Origin of the sequence: Rhizobium sp. 25PS6 (genome assembly GCF_032464655.1) — a bacterium.
In the GTDB taxonomy this organism is placed as follows: Bacteria; Pseudomonadota; Alphaproteobacteria; order Rhizobiales; family Rhizobiaceae; genus Rhizobium; species Rhizobium laguerreae.
Map to the genome: position 1 here is coordinate 34904 of NZ_JAWDIV010000027.1, position 17230 is coordinate 52133.

Annotated in this window: 19 protein-coding genes; 14 read left to right on the forward strand and 5 right to left on the reverse strand. The window is 61.8% G+C overall.

The genetic code is table 11. The annotated features are described in order from the left end of the window. Positions 1–5: 5 nt before the first annotated feature. Positions 6–296: a hypothetical protein gene (locus RWK44_RS30365; RefSeq protein WP_077977752.1), complete on the reverse strand. Its 291-nt coding sequence runs from the start codon at positions 294–296 to the stop codon at positions 6–8. Positions 297–493: 197 nt separating this feature from the next. On the opposite strand from RWK44_RS30365, the gene RWK44_RS30370 reads away from it, so the two are divergent. Together RWK44_RS30370 and RWK44_RS30375 are read left to right on the forward strand one after the other, a co-directional pair. Further along, positions 494–1084: a YqaA family protein gene (locus tag RWK44_RS30370; RefSeq protein ID WP_065281419.1), complete on the forward strand. Its 591-nt coding sequence runs from the start codon at positions 494–496 to the stop codon at positions 1082–1084. A gap of 76 nt (positions 1085–1160) precedes the next feature. Beyond that, entirely contained in the window at positions 1161–1676 is a 516-nt protein-coding gene (locus tag RWK44_RS30375) for a disulfide bond formation protein B (RefSeq protein ID WP_316029873.1), read from the forward strand. 75 nt (positions 1677–1751) lie between these two features. Here RWK44_RS30375 and RWK44_RS30380 read toward each other — a convergent pair whose 3' ends face one another. Together RWK44_RS30380 and RWK44_RS30385 are read right to left on the reverse strand one after the other, a co-directional pair. Further along, a complete protein-coding gene (locus RWK44_RS30380) occupies positions 1752–2309 on the reverse strand; it encodes an HNH endonuclease (RefSeq protein ID WP_020051813.1) in 558 nt (185 codons plus the stop codon). Between the two features lie 111 nt (positions 2310–2420). Then, on the reverse strand, positions 2421–3113 hold the full coding sequence (locus RWK44_RS30385; RefSeq protein WP_131663316.1) for a DNA-3-methyladenine glycosylase family protein: 693 nt from the start codon (positions 3111–3113) through the stop codon (positions 2421–2423). Between RWK44_RS30385 and gluQRS the strand changes: the two genes are divergently transcribed. Next, positions 3112–3993: a tRNA glutamyl-Q(34) synthetase GluQRS gene (gene gluQRS, locus RWK44_RS30390; RefSeq protein WP_131663293.1), complete on the forward strand. Its 882-nt coding sequence runs from the start codon at positions 3112–3114 to the stop codon at positions 3991–3993. The two genes, RWK44_RS30385 and gluQRS, sit on opposite strands and share 2 nt — an antisense overlap. On the opposite strand, the gene RWK44_RS30395 is transcribed toward gluQRS, so the two are convergent. Then, the gene (locus RWK44_RS30395) at positions 3958–4881 is read right to left on the reverse strand and encodes a YihY/virulence factor BrkB family protein (protein ID WP_020051816.1); all 924 of its coding nucleotides are present in this window, start codon (positions 4879–4881) and stop codon (positions 3958–3960) included. The genes gluQRS and RWK44_RS30395 overlap by 36 nt on opposite strands. Positions 4882–4957: 76 nt before the next feature. Here RWK44_RS30395 and RWK44_RS30400 point away from each other — a divergent pair, with 76 nt between their 5' ends. From RWK44_RS30400 to RWK44_RS30430, 7 genes are all read left to right on the forward strand, one after another. Next, complete coding sequence (locus RWK44_RS30400) at positions 4958–5791, forward strand: SDR family oxidoreductase (RefSeq protein ID WP_131663292.1); 834 nt, start codon at positions 4958–4960, stop codon at positions 5789–5791. An 18-nt stretch (positions 5792–5809) separates the two neighbouring features. Further along, positions 5810–6013 carry a twin transmembrane helix small protein gene (locus RWK44_RS30405; protein WP_020051818.1) on the forward strand — a complete coding sequence of 68 codons (204 nt, stop codon included), beginning with the start codon at positions 5810–5812 and terminating at the stop codon, positions 6011–6013. 21 nt (positions 6014–6034) lie between these two features. Continuing rightward, a complete protein-coding gene (locus RWK44_RS30410) occupies positions 6035–6613 on the forward strand; it encodes a cob(I)yrinic acid a,c-diamide adenosyltransferase (RefSeq protein WP_131663291.1) in 579 nt (192 codons plus the stop codon). 33 nt (positions 6614–6646) lie between these two features. Beyond that, on the forward strand, positions 6647–7432 hold the full coding sequence (locus RWK44_RS30415; protein ID WP_221947939.1) for a rhomboid family intramembrane serine protease: 786 nt from the start codon (positions 6647–6649) through the stop codon (positions 7430–7432). Between the two features lie 188 nt (positions 7433–7620). Further along, positions 7621–8370 carry an electron transfer flavoprotein subunit beta/FixA family protein gene (locus RWK44_RS30420; RefSeq protein WP_316029874.1) on the forward strand — a complete coding sequence of 250 codons (750 nt, stop codon included), beginning with the start codon at positions 7621–7623 and terminating at the stop codon, positions 8368–8370. A gap of 25 nt (positions 8371–8395) precedes the next feature. Further along, positions 8396–9337 (forward strand): electron transfer flavoprotein subunit alpha/FixB family protein, encoded by a 942-nt coding sequence (locus RWK44_RS30425; protein ID WP_316029875.1) that lies wholly within the window; start codon positions 8396–8398, stop codon positions 9335–9337. Positions 9338–9485: 148 nt separating this feature from the next. Beyond that, positions 9486–10367 (forward strand): 3-hydroxybutyryl-CoA dehydrogenase, encoded by an 882-nt coding sequence (locus tag RWK44_RS30430; RefSeq protein WP_017966357.1) that lies wholly within the window; start codon positions 9486–9488, stop codon positions 10365–10367. 178 nt (positions 10368–10545) lie between these two features. Here RWK44_RS30430 and tlpA read toward each other — a convergent pair whose 3' ends face one another. Next, complete coding sequence (gene tlpA / locus RWK44_RS30435) at positions 10546–11208, reverse strand: thiol:disulfide interchange protein TlpA (protein WP_316029876.1); 663 nt, start codon at positions 11206–11208, stop codon at positions 10546–10548. Positions 11209–11248: 40 nt separating this feature from the next. Between tlpA and argH the strand changes: the two genes are divergently transcribed. The 4 genes from argH to RWK44_RS30455 all read left to right on the forward strand — a co-directional run bounded on the left by argH (position 11249) and on the right by RWK44_RS30455 (position 17096). Next, entirely contained in the window at positions 11249–12652 is a 1404-nt protein-coding gene (gene argH, locus RWK44_RS30440) for an argininosuccinate lyase (protein ID WP_131663286.1), read from the forward strand. A gap of 155 nt (positions 12653–12807) precedes the next feature. Further along, entirely contained in the window at positions 12808–13002 is a 195-nt protein-coding gene (gene lptM, locus RWK44_RS30445; RefSeq protein ID WP_026265471.1) for an LPS translocon maturation chaperone LptM, read from the forward strand. An 11-nt stretch (positions 13003–13013) separates the two neighbouring features. Next, positions 13014–14282 (forward strand): diaminopimelate decarboxylase, encoded by a 1269-nt coding sequence (gene lysA / locus RWK44_RS30450; protein WP_131663285.1) that lies wholly within the window; start codon positions 13014–13016, stop codon positions 14280–14282. 165 nt (positions 14283–14447) lie between these two features. Then, positions 14448–17096: a TIGR02302 family protein gene (locus RWK44_RS30455; RefSeq protein WP_316029877.1), complete on the forward strand. Its 2649-nt coding sequence runs from the start codon at positions 14448–14450 to the stop codon at positions 17094–17096. Positions 17097–17230: the final 134 nt, after the last annotated feature.

A 17230-nucleotide genomic window follows, 5' to 3' on the forward strand; every position in this document is an offset into this window, starting at 1 on the left:
TTGCCTCAGCCCGCCGGCCAATAACCATCGGCGCGGAAATCGTCCGGGATTGGGTCGAGCCGCGACAACGCCTCGGCTGCGAAGTCGATCTGTAGCGACAAGTGTTTGAGAGAGGCCAGCATCGGCACGCCGGTCGCGAATTCCCGGATGCGGGACAGATGATAACCGCTGTCGTCGATCCGTCGCGCGGCCTCCCGGCGCACGTCGTCTCTGCTCGGTCCACGCCCCTTCTCGGACCGGTCATCCATTTGCACGGCCCGCCCACGGCCACCTTCGATCACTTTGAACATTCTCATGCCGCCCTGCACGTCGACCCTAAATCAGCTTGCCGCAGAATGGCCGATTCGCAATCCCGTGAAATCTTGGGAGAGGTGCTGACACCCGTCATCACGAAATTTTTTTGACGGCGGTGGCACGAAGGACACGGACGAGCATTTACAGCGCCGCGCACGGCCCCTAAAGCTCTTTTGCACTGCAACAGGAAGGAAACGGAATGCTCCGCAGACTTTACGACTGGACCATGTCTCTGGCCGCACGCAAATCGGCCGAAATCTGGCTCGCCGTCATCGCCTTCGTCGAAAGCTCCGTCTTTCTCGTTCCCGCCGACGTGCTGTTCCTGCCGATGGCGCTTGCCAGGCCGGAACGCTCCTATCGCTACGCGCTGGTCGCGACCGTCGCTTCCGTACTCGGCGGCATCGCCGGCTGGGCGCTCGGCTTTTACGCCTATGAGACGGTGGCGCGGCCGGTGCTCGAATTTTACGGCAAGCTCGATGCCTTCGAGCAGATGAAGGCCTATGTCACCTACGAGTGGATCCTGCTGCTGCTTGTCACATCAGGTCTTGCGCATTTGCCGCCGATCAAGATCGTGACGATCCTGTCCGGCGTCATTCACGTCAATCTGGGCCTTTTCATTGTTTCGGCGATTATTGCACGCGGCGCGCGTTTCCTCTTCCTCGCATGGCTGCTGCGCCACTACGGCGAGCCGATCCGTGACTTCATCGAGAAGCGCCTCGGCCAGATCGTTGGCATCGGTGCCGCTACGGTGATCGTGCTATATGTCGGCTACCGCTCTTTCGCTCACTAGGCGAGGATGATTTTCGGCCGAACAGGCCTAAAATCAATCCGCATCTCATGCTCTACTAAACTCGCGGAGCTCCGCCATGACTATTTCCTCGCCGCTCGCCCGCCCCGGCTTTGTCTATTCCATGTTGCTCGCCACCGGCATGGCGGCGGCCGTCGGCACGGCGCTCGGCTTCCAGTATATCGGCGGCTATATTCCCTGTGCGCTCTGCCTGTTGCAGCGGCAGCCCTATTATTACGCTATCCCGATCGCGATCCTGGCCGCAATCTCCGAGCTCGTCGGCCTGCCGAACTGGATCACCCGGGCGCTCATTCTCGCCGCCGGCACCCTGATGCTGGTGACGGCAGGCATGGGTGTTTATCACGCCGGTGTCGAATGGCACTTCTGGCCGGGCCCGGCCACCTGCTCGACGACGGCAAGCAGCATGACGACCAATGCCGGCGATCTGCTTGGTGAGCTCAACACCATCAAGGGCCCGTCCTGCACCGATGCGGCGCTGCGCGTGCTCGGCCTGTCTTTTGCGGGCTGGAACGTGATTGCCGGAATCCTGCTCGCAGCCTTCGCCTTTGTCGGCGTTCGCAAGGCCGCCTCGTAAAATTATGCAGCATTCGAATGGGCTGCAGCGTCCTTTGCGCCTCTGAAAGGACGCGCGGCGCTGCAGGCCGTTCGATCAGGGCTGCAGTTCGGTATCCCAATAGAGATAGTCGAGCCAGCTTTCATGCAGATAGTTCGGCGGGAACAGCCGGCCGTTATTGTGCAGATCCTGCACCGTCGGCTGGTAGGGCTTCTGCGCCGGAAACATGGCTGCCTGCTTCGGAAGTTTGCTGCCCTTGCGCAGATTGCAGGGCGAACAGGCTGCCACGACATTCTCCCAGGTCGTCTCGCCGCCATGGGCGCGCGGGATGACGTGGTCGAAGGTCAGGTCGTCATGGGCGCCGCAATACTGGCATTCGAACCGGTCGCGCAGGAAGACGTTGAACCGGGTGAAAGCGGGATTGCGGGAGGGCTGAACGTAAGTCTTCAGGCACACGACGCTCGGAAGCCGCATCGAAAAGCTCGGCGAGGAAACCGAATGTTCATATTCTGCAATGATGTTCACACGGTCGAGAAATACCGCCTTGATCGCGTCCTGCCAGGACCACAACGACAAGGGGTAATAACTCAGTGGCCGGTAGTCAGCGTTCAGGACGAGCGCCGGCAGGGCCTGTGGGGAGACTGCAATCGTCAAGGGACTCTCCTGATCGATTCGGCATCTGCACCTGTATATTAGGCCGGTTGTTACAGGATTGTGAAGTCCAATAAATTCAGAGGATAAAGGCATTTTGAAGAGTGTTGCCGATCAGCCGATCGGCACCACGTCACGGCGCATCTTCGTGGCGTAGTAGGCCCAGAAAAGCCGTGCCGCCACCGAGCGCCACGGCGACCAGACTGCCGAAAGCTCAGCAAGCATCTTCGCCTGCGGCCGTGCGGCAAGACTGAATGCGGTCCCGACGGCATTCTGCAGCGCGACATCGCCGGCCGGGAAAACATCGGCATGACCGCCGCAAAACATCAGATAGACCTCTGCCGTCCACGGCCCGACACCCTTCAGCGCGGTCAGTTCGCCAAGCGCCTCGGCCGGCGGCTTCAGGCAGAGCCCGGAGAGATCGAGACGGCCGGAAGCGACCGCTTCGGCAATCCGCGACAGCGTCTCGGCCTTGGCGCGCGACAGACCGAATTCGCGCCACGCCTCGGCGTGAAGCAGTGCGTAGCCTTCGGCCGTCAGCGAACCGTCCGCCGGCAGCATGCGCCGCCAGATCGCCTCGGCGCTGGCGCGCGATACCATCTGCGAGACGATGATATGGGCAAGACCGGCAAAGCCTGGCTCGCGCAATCGCAGCGGAATGGGTCCAGCGTCGGCGACGATCGGCACAAGACGCGGATCGAGGCGAAGCAGCGCTTCGAGCCCCTGCCTGACGTCATCGTCGTTGCGGATGATCTGCACATTGCCTCGCAGTGGTTCAAAAGCCGAATCCATGGCAGAAGAAAGCATGACCACGAGTGAGCGTCAAAAACCTGTCTTTCGTTTTGCGCCGAGTCCCAACGGACCGTTGCATCTCGGCCATGCCCTCTCGGCCCTTCTGAACCGCGACATGGCAGAGGCCGAACAAAGCCGCCTGCTGCTGCGCATCGAGGATATCGACCAGACCCGCTGCACGCCCGAGTTCGAGGCCGGCATCCTGAGGGATCTCGAATGGCTTGATATCAGCTGGGAAAGCCCGGTGCGGCGCCAGTCGGAACATTTTCCCGAATATCAGGCGGCGTTGCACGCTCTGATCGAGCGCGGGCTGGTCTATCCAGCTTTTCTGACGCGCGGCGAGGTGAAGGCGCGCGTCGTCGCCTACGAGGCAGCGGGTGAATCCTGGCCGCGCGATCCCGACGGCGCCCCGCATTATCCCGCAAGTGATCGCGAGCGTCCGGCAGACGAATGGCGGGACATGCTGACCTCGGGGAAGAAACATGCCTGGCGGCTCGATATGCGCAAAGCGCTCGACCTGATCGGCGAACTGCTGTTCTGGACGGAAACCGGCGACGGCAGGACAGGCGAGATCGCCGCCGAGCCCGACGTCTGGGGCGACGTCATCCTGTCGCGCTCGGATGCGCCATCGAGCTATCATCTTTCCGTGGTCGTCGACGATGCGCTGCAGGGCGTCACCCATGTCGTGCGTGGGCTCGACCTCTTCCACGCCACATCGGTGCACCGGCTGTTGCAGGTGCTGCTCGGCCTGCCGCAGCCGGTCTATCACCATCATCGTCTCATTCTCGGCGCGGATGGCCGCAAGCTTTCGAAAAGCCAAGGCGACACCGGCCTTGGCGAATTGCGCGCCCAGGGCATGTCAGGGGCGGATATTCGCCGCCTTGTCGGGCTCTGATTGCCTTTCGACACGCTCTCTGCCGACGATCGAAAGCGTGTGCGAAAACATCCGGAAGACGCGGAACTTGATCAGCGCTGCATTGATCTCCGCCCCGATGATGAAGATGACGCCGACCATGTAGAGGAAGATCAGCACGATCATGACAGAGGCAAGACCGGCATAGGTTGCGGTATAATTGGCGAAGGTCGCGAGATAATAGGCAAAGATCAGCGCGCCGGCGAGCCAGAGAAGCAGCGTCAACAGCACGCCGGGAATGACGTCGAAGACCCGCCGCTTGCCGGCCGGCAGCCAGAGATGCATGACCAGCAGTCCGACGGTCAGAACCACCAGCGTACCGTAGATGCGCCAGCTGAAGACGATGTCGAGCGTATCGGCAAACAGCGGAAACCAGCCGCGCGCATAATCGAGCGCCAGCGGCAGGGCGACCAGCAGGATGCTGATCGCCGCGAAGATGATGACCGCGATCAGCACGTAGCCGAGGCTGGCGAGACGCGTGAAATACCAGGGCCGTGTTTCCTGTACCCGGTAGGCGCGGTTGAGCGAGATGCGCAGCGCCTCGACGCCGTTCGAGGCGAAATAAGCGGCGGCCAGCACCGAGATCGTCAGCAGTCCGCCGCGCGGAATGGTCAGCACCTGCAGCACCTGGTCGGCGAGCGGCTTGGCGATCGCCTCGGGCCAGGTGTCGAAGATCAGATGGATGGCCGTCGAGGAAAATTGATCGGCGCCAAGGAAGCTTGCAAGCGCGGTGCCGAAGATCAGGAAGGGGAAAACCGCAAGCAGGCTCGACAGCGCCACGTGGCTCGCCATCGCAAAGCCGTCGTCCTCGACCATATGACAGATCGCGTCATAGACCACGTCGTAGATCGTGCGCAGCACCTTCGGCATTCCGTCTCCGGCTTTCCAGATTGTATCCTCTGGCCGAATATGGGAAACGAGTCCCATTTTGTACAGGAATCATTCCATGGCGGGAGAGCGCACCATCGTCGTGACCGGATGTTCTTCCGGTATCGGCGCTCATTGCGCGCGGGCGCTGAAAGCCGATGGCTGGCGTGTCTTCGCGACGGTGCGCAAGCCGGACGATCTCCAGGGGCTGGAAGCGGAAGGCATCGAAGCCTTCCTGATGGACTATGCCAGGACCGAGACGATTTCCGACCTGGTCGGCGCGGTCCTGGAACGCAGCGGCGGTCGCATCGACGCGCTCTTCAATAACGGCGCCTATGGCCAGCCGGGCGCCGTCGAGGATCTGTCGACGGCAACGCTACGCGCGCAGTTCGAGGCGAATTTCTTCGGCTGGCATGAGCTGACGCGGCAGGTCATTCCGTCGATGCGCAACCGTGGCGAAGGGCGGATCGTGCAATGCTCGTCGATCCTCGGTGTCGTTCCCTATCGCTATCGCGGCGCCTACACCGCGTCCAAATTCGCACTCGAAGGCCTCAGCATCACCCTGCGCATGGAGCTGCAGGGCAGCGGCATCCATGTGAGCCTGATCGAGCCGGGTCCGATCGCCACACGTTTTACCGCCAATGCGCTCGCAAAGATCAAGGAACATATCGACATCGAGAATTCGCCGCACGCGGTCGATTATATCAGGCAATTGGCGAGACTCGACGGATCGGGGCCGGTCAACCGCCATAGACTCGGCCCGGAAGCGGTCTATTCCGTGTTGAAACACGCATTGAACTCGAAGAATCCGAGGCCACATTATCCCGTAACGACTCCGGCTAAACAGGGCATGTTCCTGAAGCGGCTGCTTCCGGCAGACCTCTTCTACCGCCTGATGCGCTGGACGGACTGACTGAGAAAGCTGAGCGCCATGTCCACGGTCACCTATATCCTCGCAATCATCGTCATGGGCGTCGTCGCCCTCGTCCTGATCCGCGGTCTCTTCAACATGATGAAGGGCGGCGATCCCAACCGTTCCAACAAGCTGATGCAGCTTCGTGTGCTGTTGCAGGCGATCGCCGTCATCCTGATCATGGTGACGCTCTGGATCACCGGCGGCGGCCGCCCGACCTGATCGAACTTCAAGGGGGAAACCGTGGTCAAGCTCAACAAGATCTACACGAAAACAGGCGATGACGGCACGACCGGGCTGGTGTCCGGCCCGCGCCGGCTGAAAGACGATCTGCGCGTCGAGGCCTACGGCACGATCGACGAGGCCAATTCCGCGATCGGCCTGGCGCGGCTGCACACGGCCGGCTTGCCTGAACTCGACGCCATGCTGATGTCTATCCAGAACGACCTCTTCGATCTCGGCGCCGATCTCGCCACCCCTGACATTGGTGAGCCGCCGGCCTATGAGCCGCTGCGGATCGTCGAGACGCAGGTCGACCGCGTCGAGCGTGATATCGACCGGTTGAACGCCGGCCTGGAGCCGCTCAAATCCTTCATCCTGCCAGGCGGCAGCCCGGCTGCCGCCCATCTGCATCTTGCCCGCACGATTGCGCGGCGCGCCGAACGTTTGATGGTGGCGCTTGCCCGCACCGACGGCGAAATCGTCGGCGAGCCGGCGATGAAATATGTCAACCGGCTCTCCGATTTCCTCTTCGTCGCAGCACGTCATGCAAATGACCGGGGCCATGCGGATGTGCTTTGGGTTCCGGGAAAAAACAGATAGGCTTGTCGCGATCACGATCGCCGAGGGGCCTTTATGTTCATACCACTTCACGATGCCAATACGCTGAAACATATCAAGGTTCAGTGGGTAACGCTCGCACTGATCGCGCTGAACTTCGCGTTCTGGCTTTTGACCAGCCTGGAGAGCGAGCAGGCAGCTCAGGCGACGACCGTCGGTCTCGGCTACATCCCGGCAATCGCCTTCGGCCACGCGGTGCTGGCGCAGGGACTCGAAATCGTGCCGGAGCCGCTGACCTACCTCACCTATGCCTTCGTCCATACCGGCTTCTGGCATCTGGCCGGCAACATGATCTTCCTCTGGGTCTTCGGCGATAATGTCGAGGATGCGATGGGACATCTGCGCTTCCTGATTTTCTATCTCGTTTGCGCCGCTGCCGGCGCGCTTTGCCACGGCCTGCTGACCATGACCTCGGAAGCGCCGCTGGTCGGCGCATCGGGGGCGGTCTCCGGCGTCGTTGCCGCCTATGTCATGCTGCATCCGCGCGTCCGGGTCTGGGTGCTGGTGTTCTTCCGCGTGCCGCTGCCGCTGCCGGCCTTCGTGCCGCTGCTTTTATGGATCGGGCAGCAGTTCTTCATGCTGGCGATCGCACCTGACGGCGACGTTTCCTGGGGCGCGCATGTCGGCGGCATCCTTGCCGGGGCTTTCCTGATCCTGGTGTTCCGCCGGCCTGGTGTGCCGCTCTTCGACCGGCAGATCGTCACGCCCCGCGCCGTCAGAAACGAGCCGGGCGCCGGCCCTGCCCTCACGGCCGGCACGGACGGGCGAACGGCGCAACGCTTTCCCTGGGGTCGACGCTAGGCGACCCATATTGACGTGAACGTAAACGTCCATATATTGCCGGGCAAATCGCCTGCCCGCCGTCATGGAAGCGTTGAATTTGGAGGAAAAGCGCGTATCCATGTCGCCATTCGACAATCGGAGCGGCGCTCGAGCGCGCATTTTCTAAAAAAGTCTCTGAAGCCAGTTTCTCCTGAAGGAAGGACCCCATGAAGATACTCGTCCCAGTCAAACGGGTTGTCGATTACAACGTGAAGATCCGGGTAAAGCCGGATGGCACGGGTGTCGAGCTAACCAATGTGAAGATGTCGATGAACCCGTTCGACGAGATCTCGGTGGAAGAGGCGCTGCGGCTGAAGGAAGCCGGCAAGTGCGAGGAAGTGGTGGTCGTTTCGATCGGCCCGGCCAAGGCCGAGGAGACGCTGAGGACCGCCCTTGCCATGGGTGCCGACCGGGCAATCCTGGTCGAGACCGACGATCAGATCGAGCCGCTGACCGTCGCCAAGATCTTGAAGGCTGTCGCCGATGCCGAACAGCCGGGGCTGATCATCGTTGGCAAGCAGGCGATTGATGACGACAGCAACCAGACCGGCCAGATGCTGGCGGCGTTGATGGGAATTGCCCAGGCGACCTTCGCCTCGAAGATCGAGATCGGCGATGGCAAGGCTCAGGTGACCCGCGAAGTCGATGGCGGCCTGCAGACGATCGAGATCAAGCTGCCGGCGGTCGTCACATCAGATCTGCGTTTGAACGAACCGCGTTATGCCTCGTTGCCGAATATCATGAAGGCGAAGAAGAAGCCGCTCGACAAGAAGAGTCCGGCAGACTTTGGCGTTGACACGACGCCACGCCTCAAGGTCTTGAAGACCGAGGAGCCGTCCGGCCGCAAGGCCGGCGTCAAGGTCAAGTCGGTCGCCGAACTGATCGACAAGCTCAAAAACGAAGCCGGCGTGCTGTAGTCAGGTTGGAACAGGAGCCATCATCATGACCATTCTTCTTCTGGCTGACCACGACAATGCCAGCCTGTCCGATCAGACCGCCAAGGCGCTGACGGCGGCAACAAAGATCGCCAAGGAACAGGCAAGCGATATTCATGTGCTGGTTGCCGGCAAGGCTGCCAAGCCTGCTGCCGAACAAGCGGCAAAACTTGCCGGCGTCTCCAAGGTACTGCTGGCCGAAAGCGATGAACTCGCCAACAATCTGGCCGAACCGCTGGCCGATCTGATCGTCTCGCTCTCCGCCAGCTATGACACGATCATCTCTGCCGCCACCTCGGTCGGCAAGAATGTGCTGCCGCGGGTGGCAGCCCTCCTCGATGTCGCCCAGGTCTCGGAGATCATCGAGGTGATCTCGTCCGACACCTTCAAGCGGCCGATCTATGCCGGCAATGCCATCCAGACGGTGCAGGCGAGCGATGCCAAGAAGGTGATCACCGTGCGCACCGCATCCTTTGCCTCTACGCCGGAGGGAGGTTCGGCAACGATCGAGGCAATTCCGGCGGTTTCCGATCCGGGGCTTTCGACCTTCGTCGGCGATGCGCTGTCGGCCTCCGACCGGCCGGAGCTGACCTCGGCCAAGATCATCATCTCCGGCGGCCGGGCACTCGGCTCTCCGGAAAAGTTCAGGGAAGTCATCCTGCCGCTTGCCGACAAGCTGGGGGCCGCCGTTGGTGCATCCAGAGCCGCCGTCGACGCCGGTTATGCGCCGAACGACTGGCAGGTCGGCCAGACCGGCAAGGTGGTGGCGCCGCAGCTCTACATTGCCTGCGGCATTTCAGGCGCCATCCAGCATCTGGCCGGCATGAAGGATTCGAAGGTGATCGTTGCCATCAACAAGGACGAGGAGGCGCCGATCTTCCAGGTCGCAGACTATGGATTGGTCGCCGATCTCTTCGATGTCTTGCCGGAATTGGAAAAGGCGCTCTGACCGCGTCAAATGCTTTTCTTTCGCACGTGCGAATGACTGGAAAATTATCTTTTATCGGGCTACTACTGCTGCCGGGCGATCCTTCGTCCGGCAGTATTGCTAGAAAAATGCGGCGGCGCGGGGGCGAATGCCGTGCGGGGGTTTGGAGATGAATGCGGTGTTGAAGAATATTGGTATTATTGGTGCCGGCCAGATGGGCTGCGGCATCGCGCATGTTTCGGCCGCCGCAGGTTACAGGGTTCACATCTACGATCTCTCGCAGGACCGCATTGAATCCGGCCTTGCCACCATCAACGGCAACCTGGCCCGCCTGGTGACAAACGGCAAGATGACCGAAGAGGAACGCAAGTCGACCTTGTCGCTCATATCAGGCTCGTCCGATGTCAATGACCTCGCCCCCTCCGATCTCGTTATCGAGGCCGCCACCGAGGATGAAACGGTCAAGCGCAAGATCTATACCCAGGTCTGTCCGGTCCTGAAGCCGGAAGCGCTGCTTGCCACCAACACCTCTTCCCTTTCCATCACCCGGCTTGCTGCCGCCACCGACCGCCCCGAACGCTTCATGGGCATACACTTCATGAACCCGGTGCCTGTCATGAAGCTGGTCGAATTGGTGCGCGGCATCGCCACCGACGAGAAGACCTTCTCCGCCGCCAAGGAATTCGTCGGCACGCTGGAAAAGACCATCACTGTCGCTGAGGATTTCCCGGCCTTCATCGTCAACCGCATCCTGCTGCCGATGATCAACGAAGCGATCTACACGCTCTATGAAGGCGTGGGCACGGTCGACGCCATCGATACGGCGATGAAGCTCGGCGCCAACCATCCGATGGGACCGCTGCAGCTTGCCGATTTCATCGGCCTCGACACCTGCCTCTCGATTATGCAGGTGCTGCATGACGGCTTGGCGGATTCGAAATATCGTCCCTGCCCGCTGCTGGTGAAGTATGTCGAGGCCGGCTGGCTTGGGCGCAAGTCCGGGCGCGGCTTCTATGACTATCGCGGTGAAGTGCCGGTACCGACGCGCTAAGCTGACATCATCAGAAAGGCTGAATGGACCGAGCGCCCGCGAAATGCTTTCCTTGCCGTGAACGCGAGGAAACGCAATGTCGATCGAAACTCCGATGTTCCTGCTGCAATGCTTCGTGCTCATCGGACTTGCGGGTGTGTTCCTCATAAAAGGAGACGGAGACTCCTGACCGGCATTCTTACGACCCGATCGCACCCTTGATCAGCGCCTTGGCATCCTCGCTGTCCCAAGCGGCAGGGCCGTTCATGGCGGAGATCAGGCATCCCTTGTCATCGATCAGTAGCGTCACCGGCAGCCCCATGGCGAGGCCCTCTTTCTTCAGGCTGTTGAACACCGAAATCGTATTGTCGCGATAGAGCTGCAGCGCATCGACGCCGGTCTCCGCAAGGAAGGTCTTCGGCTTCTCGTCGTCGCCACCGTCGATATTGACCGGCACGACCTGGAACCTGTCGCTGCCCAACTCCTTCTCGAGCGCATTCAGCGCCGGCATCTCCTCGCGGCAGGGGACGCACCATGTCGCCCAGAGATTGAGAAGCACGGTCTTGCCGGCGAAATGATCGAGCGTCAGCGGTTTGCCGTCCGGCCCGTTGAAGGAAATGGCGGTCAGCTTGCGCGGCTCATTGACAGCGACCATGGCGGCCACCTGTCCCCTCATCAGCGGTGTAATACCGGCCATGCGATCCTTGGCAAGCTTGCATTCGACTGATGCCGTTTCGCCGCCGCCATTGCCAATCCCCGTCTCCTTCACGTATACCGCTGCCGCACCGGCAACGACACCCGCAACGGCGGCTATCGCGATCCACTTCAGGGATGGCAGCCCGAGGGGTTTTCTTGTCGTCATTTCATTCTCCTGGACATGCATCCTCAAGGCGGACACCTTCATGGCCGACGACACCACGGACACCAAATCTTCCAACCAGATGTGGGGCGGCCGCTTCGCCTCCGGCCCGGACGCGATCATGGAGGAGATAAATGCCTCGATCGGTTTCGACAAGAAGCTATTCGCGCAGGATATCCGCGGTTCGATTGCCCATGCGACGATGCTCGCCCATCAGGGGATTATTTCCACTGACGATAAGGACAAGATCGTTCACGGGCTAAACACGATCCTGTCAGAAATCGAAAGCGGCAATTTCGAATTCTCGCGTCAGCTCGAAGACATCCATATGAATGTCGAAGCACGCCTGGCGACGCTGATCGGACCGGCGGCCGGCCGCCTGCACACCGCTCGCTCGCGCAATGATCAGGTGGCGCTCGACTTCCGTCTCTGGGTGAAGGAAGAGCTGCAGAAGACCGAGCAGATGCTGACCGGCCTAATCGCGGCTTTCCTCGACCGCGCCGAAGAACATGCCGAAAGCGTCATGCCGGGCTTCACCCATCTGCAGACCGCCCAGCCCGTTACCTTCGGTCATCACTGCATGGCCTATGTCGAAATGTTCGGCCGCGATCGCTCGCGCGTGCGCCACGCCATCGAGCATCTGGATGAAAGTCCGATCGGCGCTGCCGCCCTTGCCGGCACCGGCTATCCGATCGACCGCCACATGACCGCCAAGGCGCTCGGTTTCCGCGAGCCGACCCGCAACTCCATCGATACGGTCTCCGACCGCGATTTCGCCATCGAGTTCCTGTCGATCGCAGCGATTGCAGGCATGCACCTTTCGCGTCTGGCAGAAGAGATCGTCATCTGGTCGACACCGCAATTCAGTTTCGTGCGTCTCTCCGACGCCTTCTCGACCGGCTCGTCGATCATGCCGCAGAAGAAGAACCCGGATGCCGCCGAACTGGTGCGCGCCAAGACCGGCCGGATCAACGGCTCGCTGGTGGCGCTGCTGACGATCATGAAGGGCCTGCCGCTCGCCTATTCCAAGGACATGCAGGAAGACAAGGAACAGGTCTTCGATGCAGCCGAGAGCCTGGAACTGGCAATCGCCGCCATGACCGGCATGGTGCGCGACATGACCGTCAACACCGCGCGCATGAAGGCGGCGGCCGGCTCAGGCTATTCGACGGCGACCGATCTTGCCGACTGGCTGGTGCGCGAAGCGGGCCTCCCCTTCCGCGACGCCCATCACGTCACCGGCCGCGCCGTAGCGCTCGCCGAAAGCAAAGGCTGCGACCTTGCCGAGCTACCGCTCTCCGATCTGCAGGCGATCCATGCCGACATCACCGACAAGGTCTACGACGTGCTGACTGTCGAGGCTTCGGTCGCCAGCCGCAAGAGCTTCGGCGGCACCGCGCCGTCCGAAGTGCGCAGGCAGATCGCCTTCTGGCGAGCCCGCAACTAGGAGATACCAGGCGTGGCGAAAGGCGGCCGCGCCCTTCCTGCTGGCGCGGAGAGACCGTCCAACAATCAGGGTGCACAAGGCGGATAAACTTCGCTATGAAGATATCAATCATTCGATATGAATGATGCCATCGCATGCCGCAGAAGAGGATATCCATGCAGAAGAGCTTGCCGCACCTCGTCCGCCTGACGGCGGTTCTCGCCGTCATCGGTCTTGCCGTTGCCGGATGCGGGCGCAAGGGCGACCTCGATCCGCCGAGCGCTGCGGCAACCAAGGAAGGCGACGTTTCCAAGCCGACGAAACGGCCGGGAACCGTCGACAAGCCCTTCCTTCTCGATCCCCTTCTTTAAGGCATAAGCCCGTGAACCATTTCGAGTACCGTGACGGCGTCCTTCATGCGGAGAACGTTCCCGTTCCCGAGATCGCCAAGGCGGTCGGCACACCCTTTTACGTCTATTCCACTGCAACACTGGAGCGTCATTACCGCGTCTTTTCGGAAGCCTTCGCCGACATGGACTCCATGGTCTGCTATGCGATGAAGGCGAATTCGAACCAGGCGGTGCTGAAGACGCTGGGCCGCCTCGGCGCCGGTATCGACGTCGTCTCCGAGGGCGAGCTGCGCCGCGCCCTTGCCGCCGGCATTCCGGCAAACCGCATCATGTTCTCAGGCGTCGGCAAGACGCCGTCCGAAATGGATTTCGCCCTTGAAGCCGGCATCTACTGCTTCAACGTCGAATCCGAGCCCGAGCTCGAGATCCTCAACCAGCGCGCCGTCAGCGCGGGCAAGAAAGCGCCGGTCTCCTTCCGGATCAACCCGGATGTCGATGCAAAGACGCATTCCAAGATCTCGACCGGCAAGAAGGAAAACAAGTTCGGCATCTCCTGGGAGCGCGCCCGCGCCATCTATGCCCATGCCGCCAAGCTGCCCGGCATCGAGGTCACCGGCATCGACATGCATATCGGCAGCCAGATCACCGAGCTGCAGCCTTTCGACGACGCCTTCAAACTGCTGCACGACCTTGTCGCGACGCTGCGCGCCGACGGCCACACCATCCATCACGTCGATATCGGCGGCGGCCTCGGCATCCCCTACAAGGACGACAACAATCCGCCGCCGCTGCCGGATGCCTATGCGGCAATCGTCAAGAACCAGCTGCGCGGCCTGGACTGCAAGATCATCACCGAACCCGGCCGCCTGATCGTCGGCAATGCCGGCATCCTCGTGACCGAAGTCCTCTATGTGAAGGATGGCGGCGAAAAGACCTTCGTCATCGTCGATGGCGCGATGAACGATCTCATCCGCCCGACGCTCTACGAGGCCTATCACGAGATCCGCCCGGTGACGATTTCGGCGGCCAACGCGCCTCGCATCCGCGCCGATGTCGTCGGTCCCGTCTGCGAGACCGGCGATTATCTGGCACTTGACCGCGAGATGGCAATGCCGAAGCCCGGCGACCTGATGGCCGTCAGCACTGCCGGCGCCTACGGCGCAGTCCAGGCCGGCACTTATAACAGCCGCCTGCTGGTGCCGGAAGTTCTGGTCAGGGGCAGCGATTTCCATACGATTCGCCCGCGCAGAACCTATGCTGAACTGATCAGCCTCGACTCCGTTCCGGCCTGGCTCGACTGAACAGGCCATCACTTTTTGGCGAATTAACGTGAAAAGCCGGTAATACCGGCCGCTCGCCCTCGCCTTCGCCACAAAGAGTGTTATCCTTTCGTTCATGAGCGTATTGCACTGCAATCGCCGGAAGCGCCCTCTGTTCCAGAACGCCAGATCGCGGAGACCGGACCGATGACAAGCCCCTCGCGGCAGAAGAAAGGTGCATTTGCGGTCCGTCCGTCGCTTGCCCGGCTGGTGACGACGAAACGCCTGCTGGCGCGCGTGGTGCTGTTTTTCGAGCAGCTGCTGCCGCCTTTGATGCCGGTACTGTCCGTCGTCGCCTTTTATCTCTGCGCTTCCTGGTTCGGCCTCTTCCGCAGCGCGCCGGACTGGCTGCGCATCCTGCTGCTGATTGCCTTTGCCGCCGCTTTTTTAGTTTCGCTTCTCCCGTTCCGCACCCTGCGCTGGCCGAGGGCGGGAGAAGCCGACCGCATGCTGGAAGAGCGCAACGGCCTGCCGCACCAGCCGGTTACTGTCCAGGAAGACGAGCCGGCCTTCGATACCCCCTTCGGCCGGGCGCTCTGGCGCGAGCACCAGACGCGCATGGCCGAAAAGATCGCAGCGCTCGATGCCGGACTGCCGCGGCCTGATATTGCCGCGCATGACCGTTTCGCGCTCCGCGCCGTCCCGGCGCTGCTGCTTGTCACTGCCTTCGGTTATTCGCTGTCGATCAACGGCGGCTCGATCCGCGACGCGTTGCAGGCAGCACCCGAGCAGGTGGTCAGCAATCCGGCGGTACGCATCGATGCCTGGGTGACACCGCCTTCTTATACCGGCCGCGCGCCAATTTATCTGACGGCCGATGGCAGCGAGCAGGCGCCGATCGGCATTCCGCAGTTTTCAGGCCTCACTGTCCGCGTCAGCGGCGGAAAGACGACCGAAAAGGTCGTGTTCCGCAAGGCGAACGGCGAGGCGCAGGATATTGCCGTGCAGGCCGATACCAAACCGCAACAAACGGTGGCATCAGGCAGCGAGCAACAGACGGCGGCACCCGTCGGACAAGCCCTCGCGCAGACGCATATGATGAAGCTGCAGGAGAACGGCGCACTCGAGGTCAATGGCCGCCGCTGGAGCTTCGACGTGCTCCCCGACAAGGCGCCGGAAATTGCTTTTGACGGCCTGCCGAAGCGCAGCGTCAACGGCGCGCTTGAAATCGGCTTCACCGTCAAGGACGATTACGGGGTCCAAGAGGCGCATGCGGAGATCGTTCCGGTCGAAACCGATCCGACGGCAACGCCGCTCTATCCGCTGCCGGAATACCGGCTGGATATTCCCCGCCGCAACGCCCGCGACGCCAAGGGCGTGACCAGCCGGAACCTGACCGAACATCCGCTTGCCGGCAAGCGCGTGCGCATCACCCTCGTCGCCAAGGATGCCGCCGGCCAGACCGGCCGCAGCCCACCGCACGAAATGACGCTGCCGTCGCGGCCCTTCAACGAGCCGCTTGCCGCAGCCGTCGCCGAGGAACGGCAGGTCTTTGCGCTCGATACGCGCAAGATGCCGCAGGCAATCGCGCTGAATGAGGCGCTGACCATCCGCCCCGAAGAGACCATCCCCAAGCTCACCAACTATCTGCTGCTCGAATCCGCCCTGGCGCGCATGAAGCTCGCAAAGAGCGAGGATGCGCTGAAGGATACCGCCCAATATCTTTGGGAGATCGCCCTCGGCATGGAGGATGGCGATCTTTCGCTGGCCGAGCGCAAGCTGCGCGAGGCCCAGCAGAACCTCGCCGATGCGTTGGATCGCAACGCTCCCGACGAGGAAATCAAGAAGCTGATGGATGAGCTGCGCAAGGCGATGCAGGACTATATGACCGAACTTGCAGAGCGCATGCAGAACGCGCCGATGCAGCAGAACCAGAATGCGCAGAACATCCTGCGCCAGCAGGATCTGGAACGGATGATGGACCAGATCGAGAATCTCGCTCGCTCCGGCAATCGTGACGCGGCCCAGCAGATGCTGTCGGAATTGCAGCGGATGATGAACAACCTGCAGGCGGGCCGTCCGCAGCGCGGCCAGCAGGGCCAGGAAAACAGCGAAGCCCGCAAGCAGATCGACAAGCTCGGCGAAATCCTGCGCGACCAGCAGAAGCTGATGGAACAGACCTTCCGACTCGACCAGCAGCTCAGGGACCGCATGCAGCGCGGTGAAACTGACATGGGCGAAAACGATCCGCTGCTCGACGAGATGAACCCCGGAGAGAACGGCGAGCCGCAGGACCAGCAGCAGGGCCAGCAAGGCAAGGAAGGCCAGCAACCCTCCGACCAGATGACGGCCGAGCAGCTGCGCGAGGCGCTGAAACAGCTGCGCGCCCAGCAGGATGCGCTCGGCAAGCAGCTCGGCGAATTGCAGAAGAGCCTTGGCGAGATGGGCATGAAGCCCGGCCCGGGCTTCGGCCAAGCGCAACGCGAAATGGAAGGTGCCGGCCGTGAACTCGGCCAGGGCCGCGGTCAACCGGCCGTCGAGGGCCAGGGCCGCGCGCTCGAAGCACTTCGCCAAGGCGCCCGCGACATGATGAACCAGATGATGCAGGCGCAGCAGGGTCAGCAGGGTCAAGGCCCGAACGGCCAGGTGGGCCAGGGCGACCAGAACGGTCGCGACCCGCTCGGCCGGCCACGCCGGACCCAGGGACCTGATTTCGGCGATAACGTGAAGGTGCCTGACGAAATCGACGTTCAACGGGCGCGAGAAATCCTCGACGCGATCCGCGAGAAACTCGGCAACAATCCGCCGCAGGAAATGGAACGGCGCTATCTCGAGCGGCTGCTGGACATCCAATAATCCTTCCGCCGCCGCACAATAACAGGCGCGAACGGGATGGTTTTAGGCCGATCCGGCCTAAATCTGAATCCCGTTCCAAATCAAGGAGGGTGAGCCGGATGCCGTCCGAAAACCGCTCACACTGTCGGCGTCAT

Coding starts and splice junctions, on each gene's coding strand:
- RWK44_RS30430 (WP_017966357.1), top strand. CDS start 9,486: ATGAATGCGGTGTTGAAGAATATTGGTATTATTGGTGCCGGCCAGATG.
- RWK44_RS30400 (WP_131663292.1), top strand. CDS start 4,958: ATGGCGGGAGAGCGCACCATCGTCGTGACCGGATGTTCTTCCGGTATC.
- RWK44_RS30370 (WP_065281419.1), top strand. CDS start 494: ATGCTCCGCAGACTTTACGACTGGACCATGTCTCTGGCCGCACGCAAA.
- gluQRS (WP_131663293.1), top strand. CDS start 3,112: ATGACCACGAGTGAGCGTCAAAAACCTGTCTTTCGTTTTGCGCCGAGT.
- RWK44_RS30455 (WP_316029877.1), top strand. CDS start 14,448: ATGACAAGCCCCTCGCGGCAGAAGAAAGGTGCATTTGCGGTCCGTCCG.
- tlpA (WP_316029876.1), bottom strand. CDS start 11,208: ATGACGACAAGAAAACCCCTCGGGCTGCCATCCCTGAAGTGGATCGCG.
- RWK44_RS30415 (WP_221947939.1), top strand. CDS start 6,647: ATGTTCATACCACTTCACGATGCCAATACGCTGAAACATATCAAGGTT.
- RWK44_RS30420 (WP_316029874.1), top strand. CDS start 7,621: ATGAAGATACTCGTCCCAGTCAAACGGGTTGTCGATTACAACGTGAAG.
- RWK44_RS30395 (WP_020051816.1), bottom strand. CDS start 4,881: ATGCCGAAGGTGCTGCGCACGATCTACGACGTGGTCTATGACGCGATC.
- RWK44_RS30425 (WP_316029875.1), top strand. CDS start 8,396: ATGACCATTCTTCTTCTGGCTGACCACGACAATGCCAGCCTGTCCGAT.
- RWK44_RS30365 (WP_077977752.1), bottom strand. CDS start 296: ATGAGAATGTTCAAAGTGATCGAAGGTGGCCGTGGGCGGGCCGTGCAA.
- RWK44_RS30405 (WP_020051818.1), top strand. CDS start 5,810: ATGTCCACGGTCACCTATATCCTCGCAATCATCGTCATGGGCGTCGTC.
- RWK44_RS30375 (WP_316029873.1), top strand. CDS start 1,161: ATGACTATTTCCTCGCCGCTCGCCCGCCCCGGCTTTGTCTATTCCATG.
- argH (WP_131663286.1), top strand. CDS start 11,249: ATGGCCGACGACACCACGGACACCAAATCTTCCAACCAGATGTGGGGC.
- lptM (WP_026265471.1), top strand. CDS start 12,808: ATGCAGAAGAGCTTGCCGCACCTCGTCCGCCTGACGGCGGTTCTCGCC.
- RWK44_RS30385 (WP_131663316.1), bottom strand. CDS start 3,113: ATGCTTTCTTCTGCCATGGATTCGGCTTTTGAACCACTGCGAGGCAAT.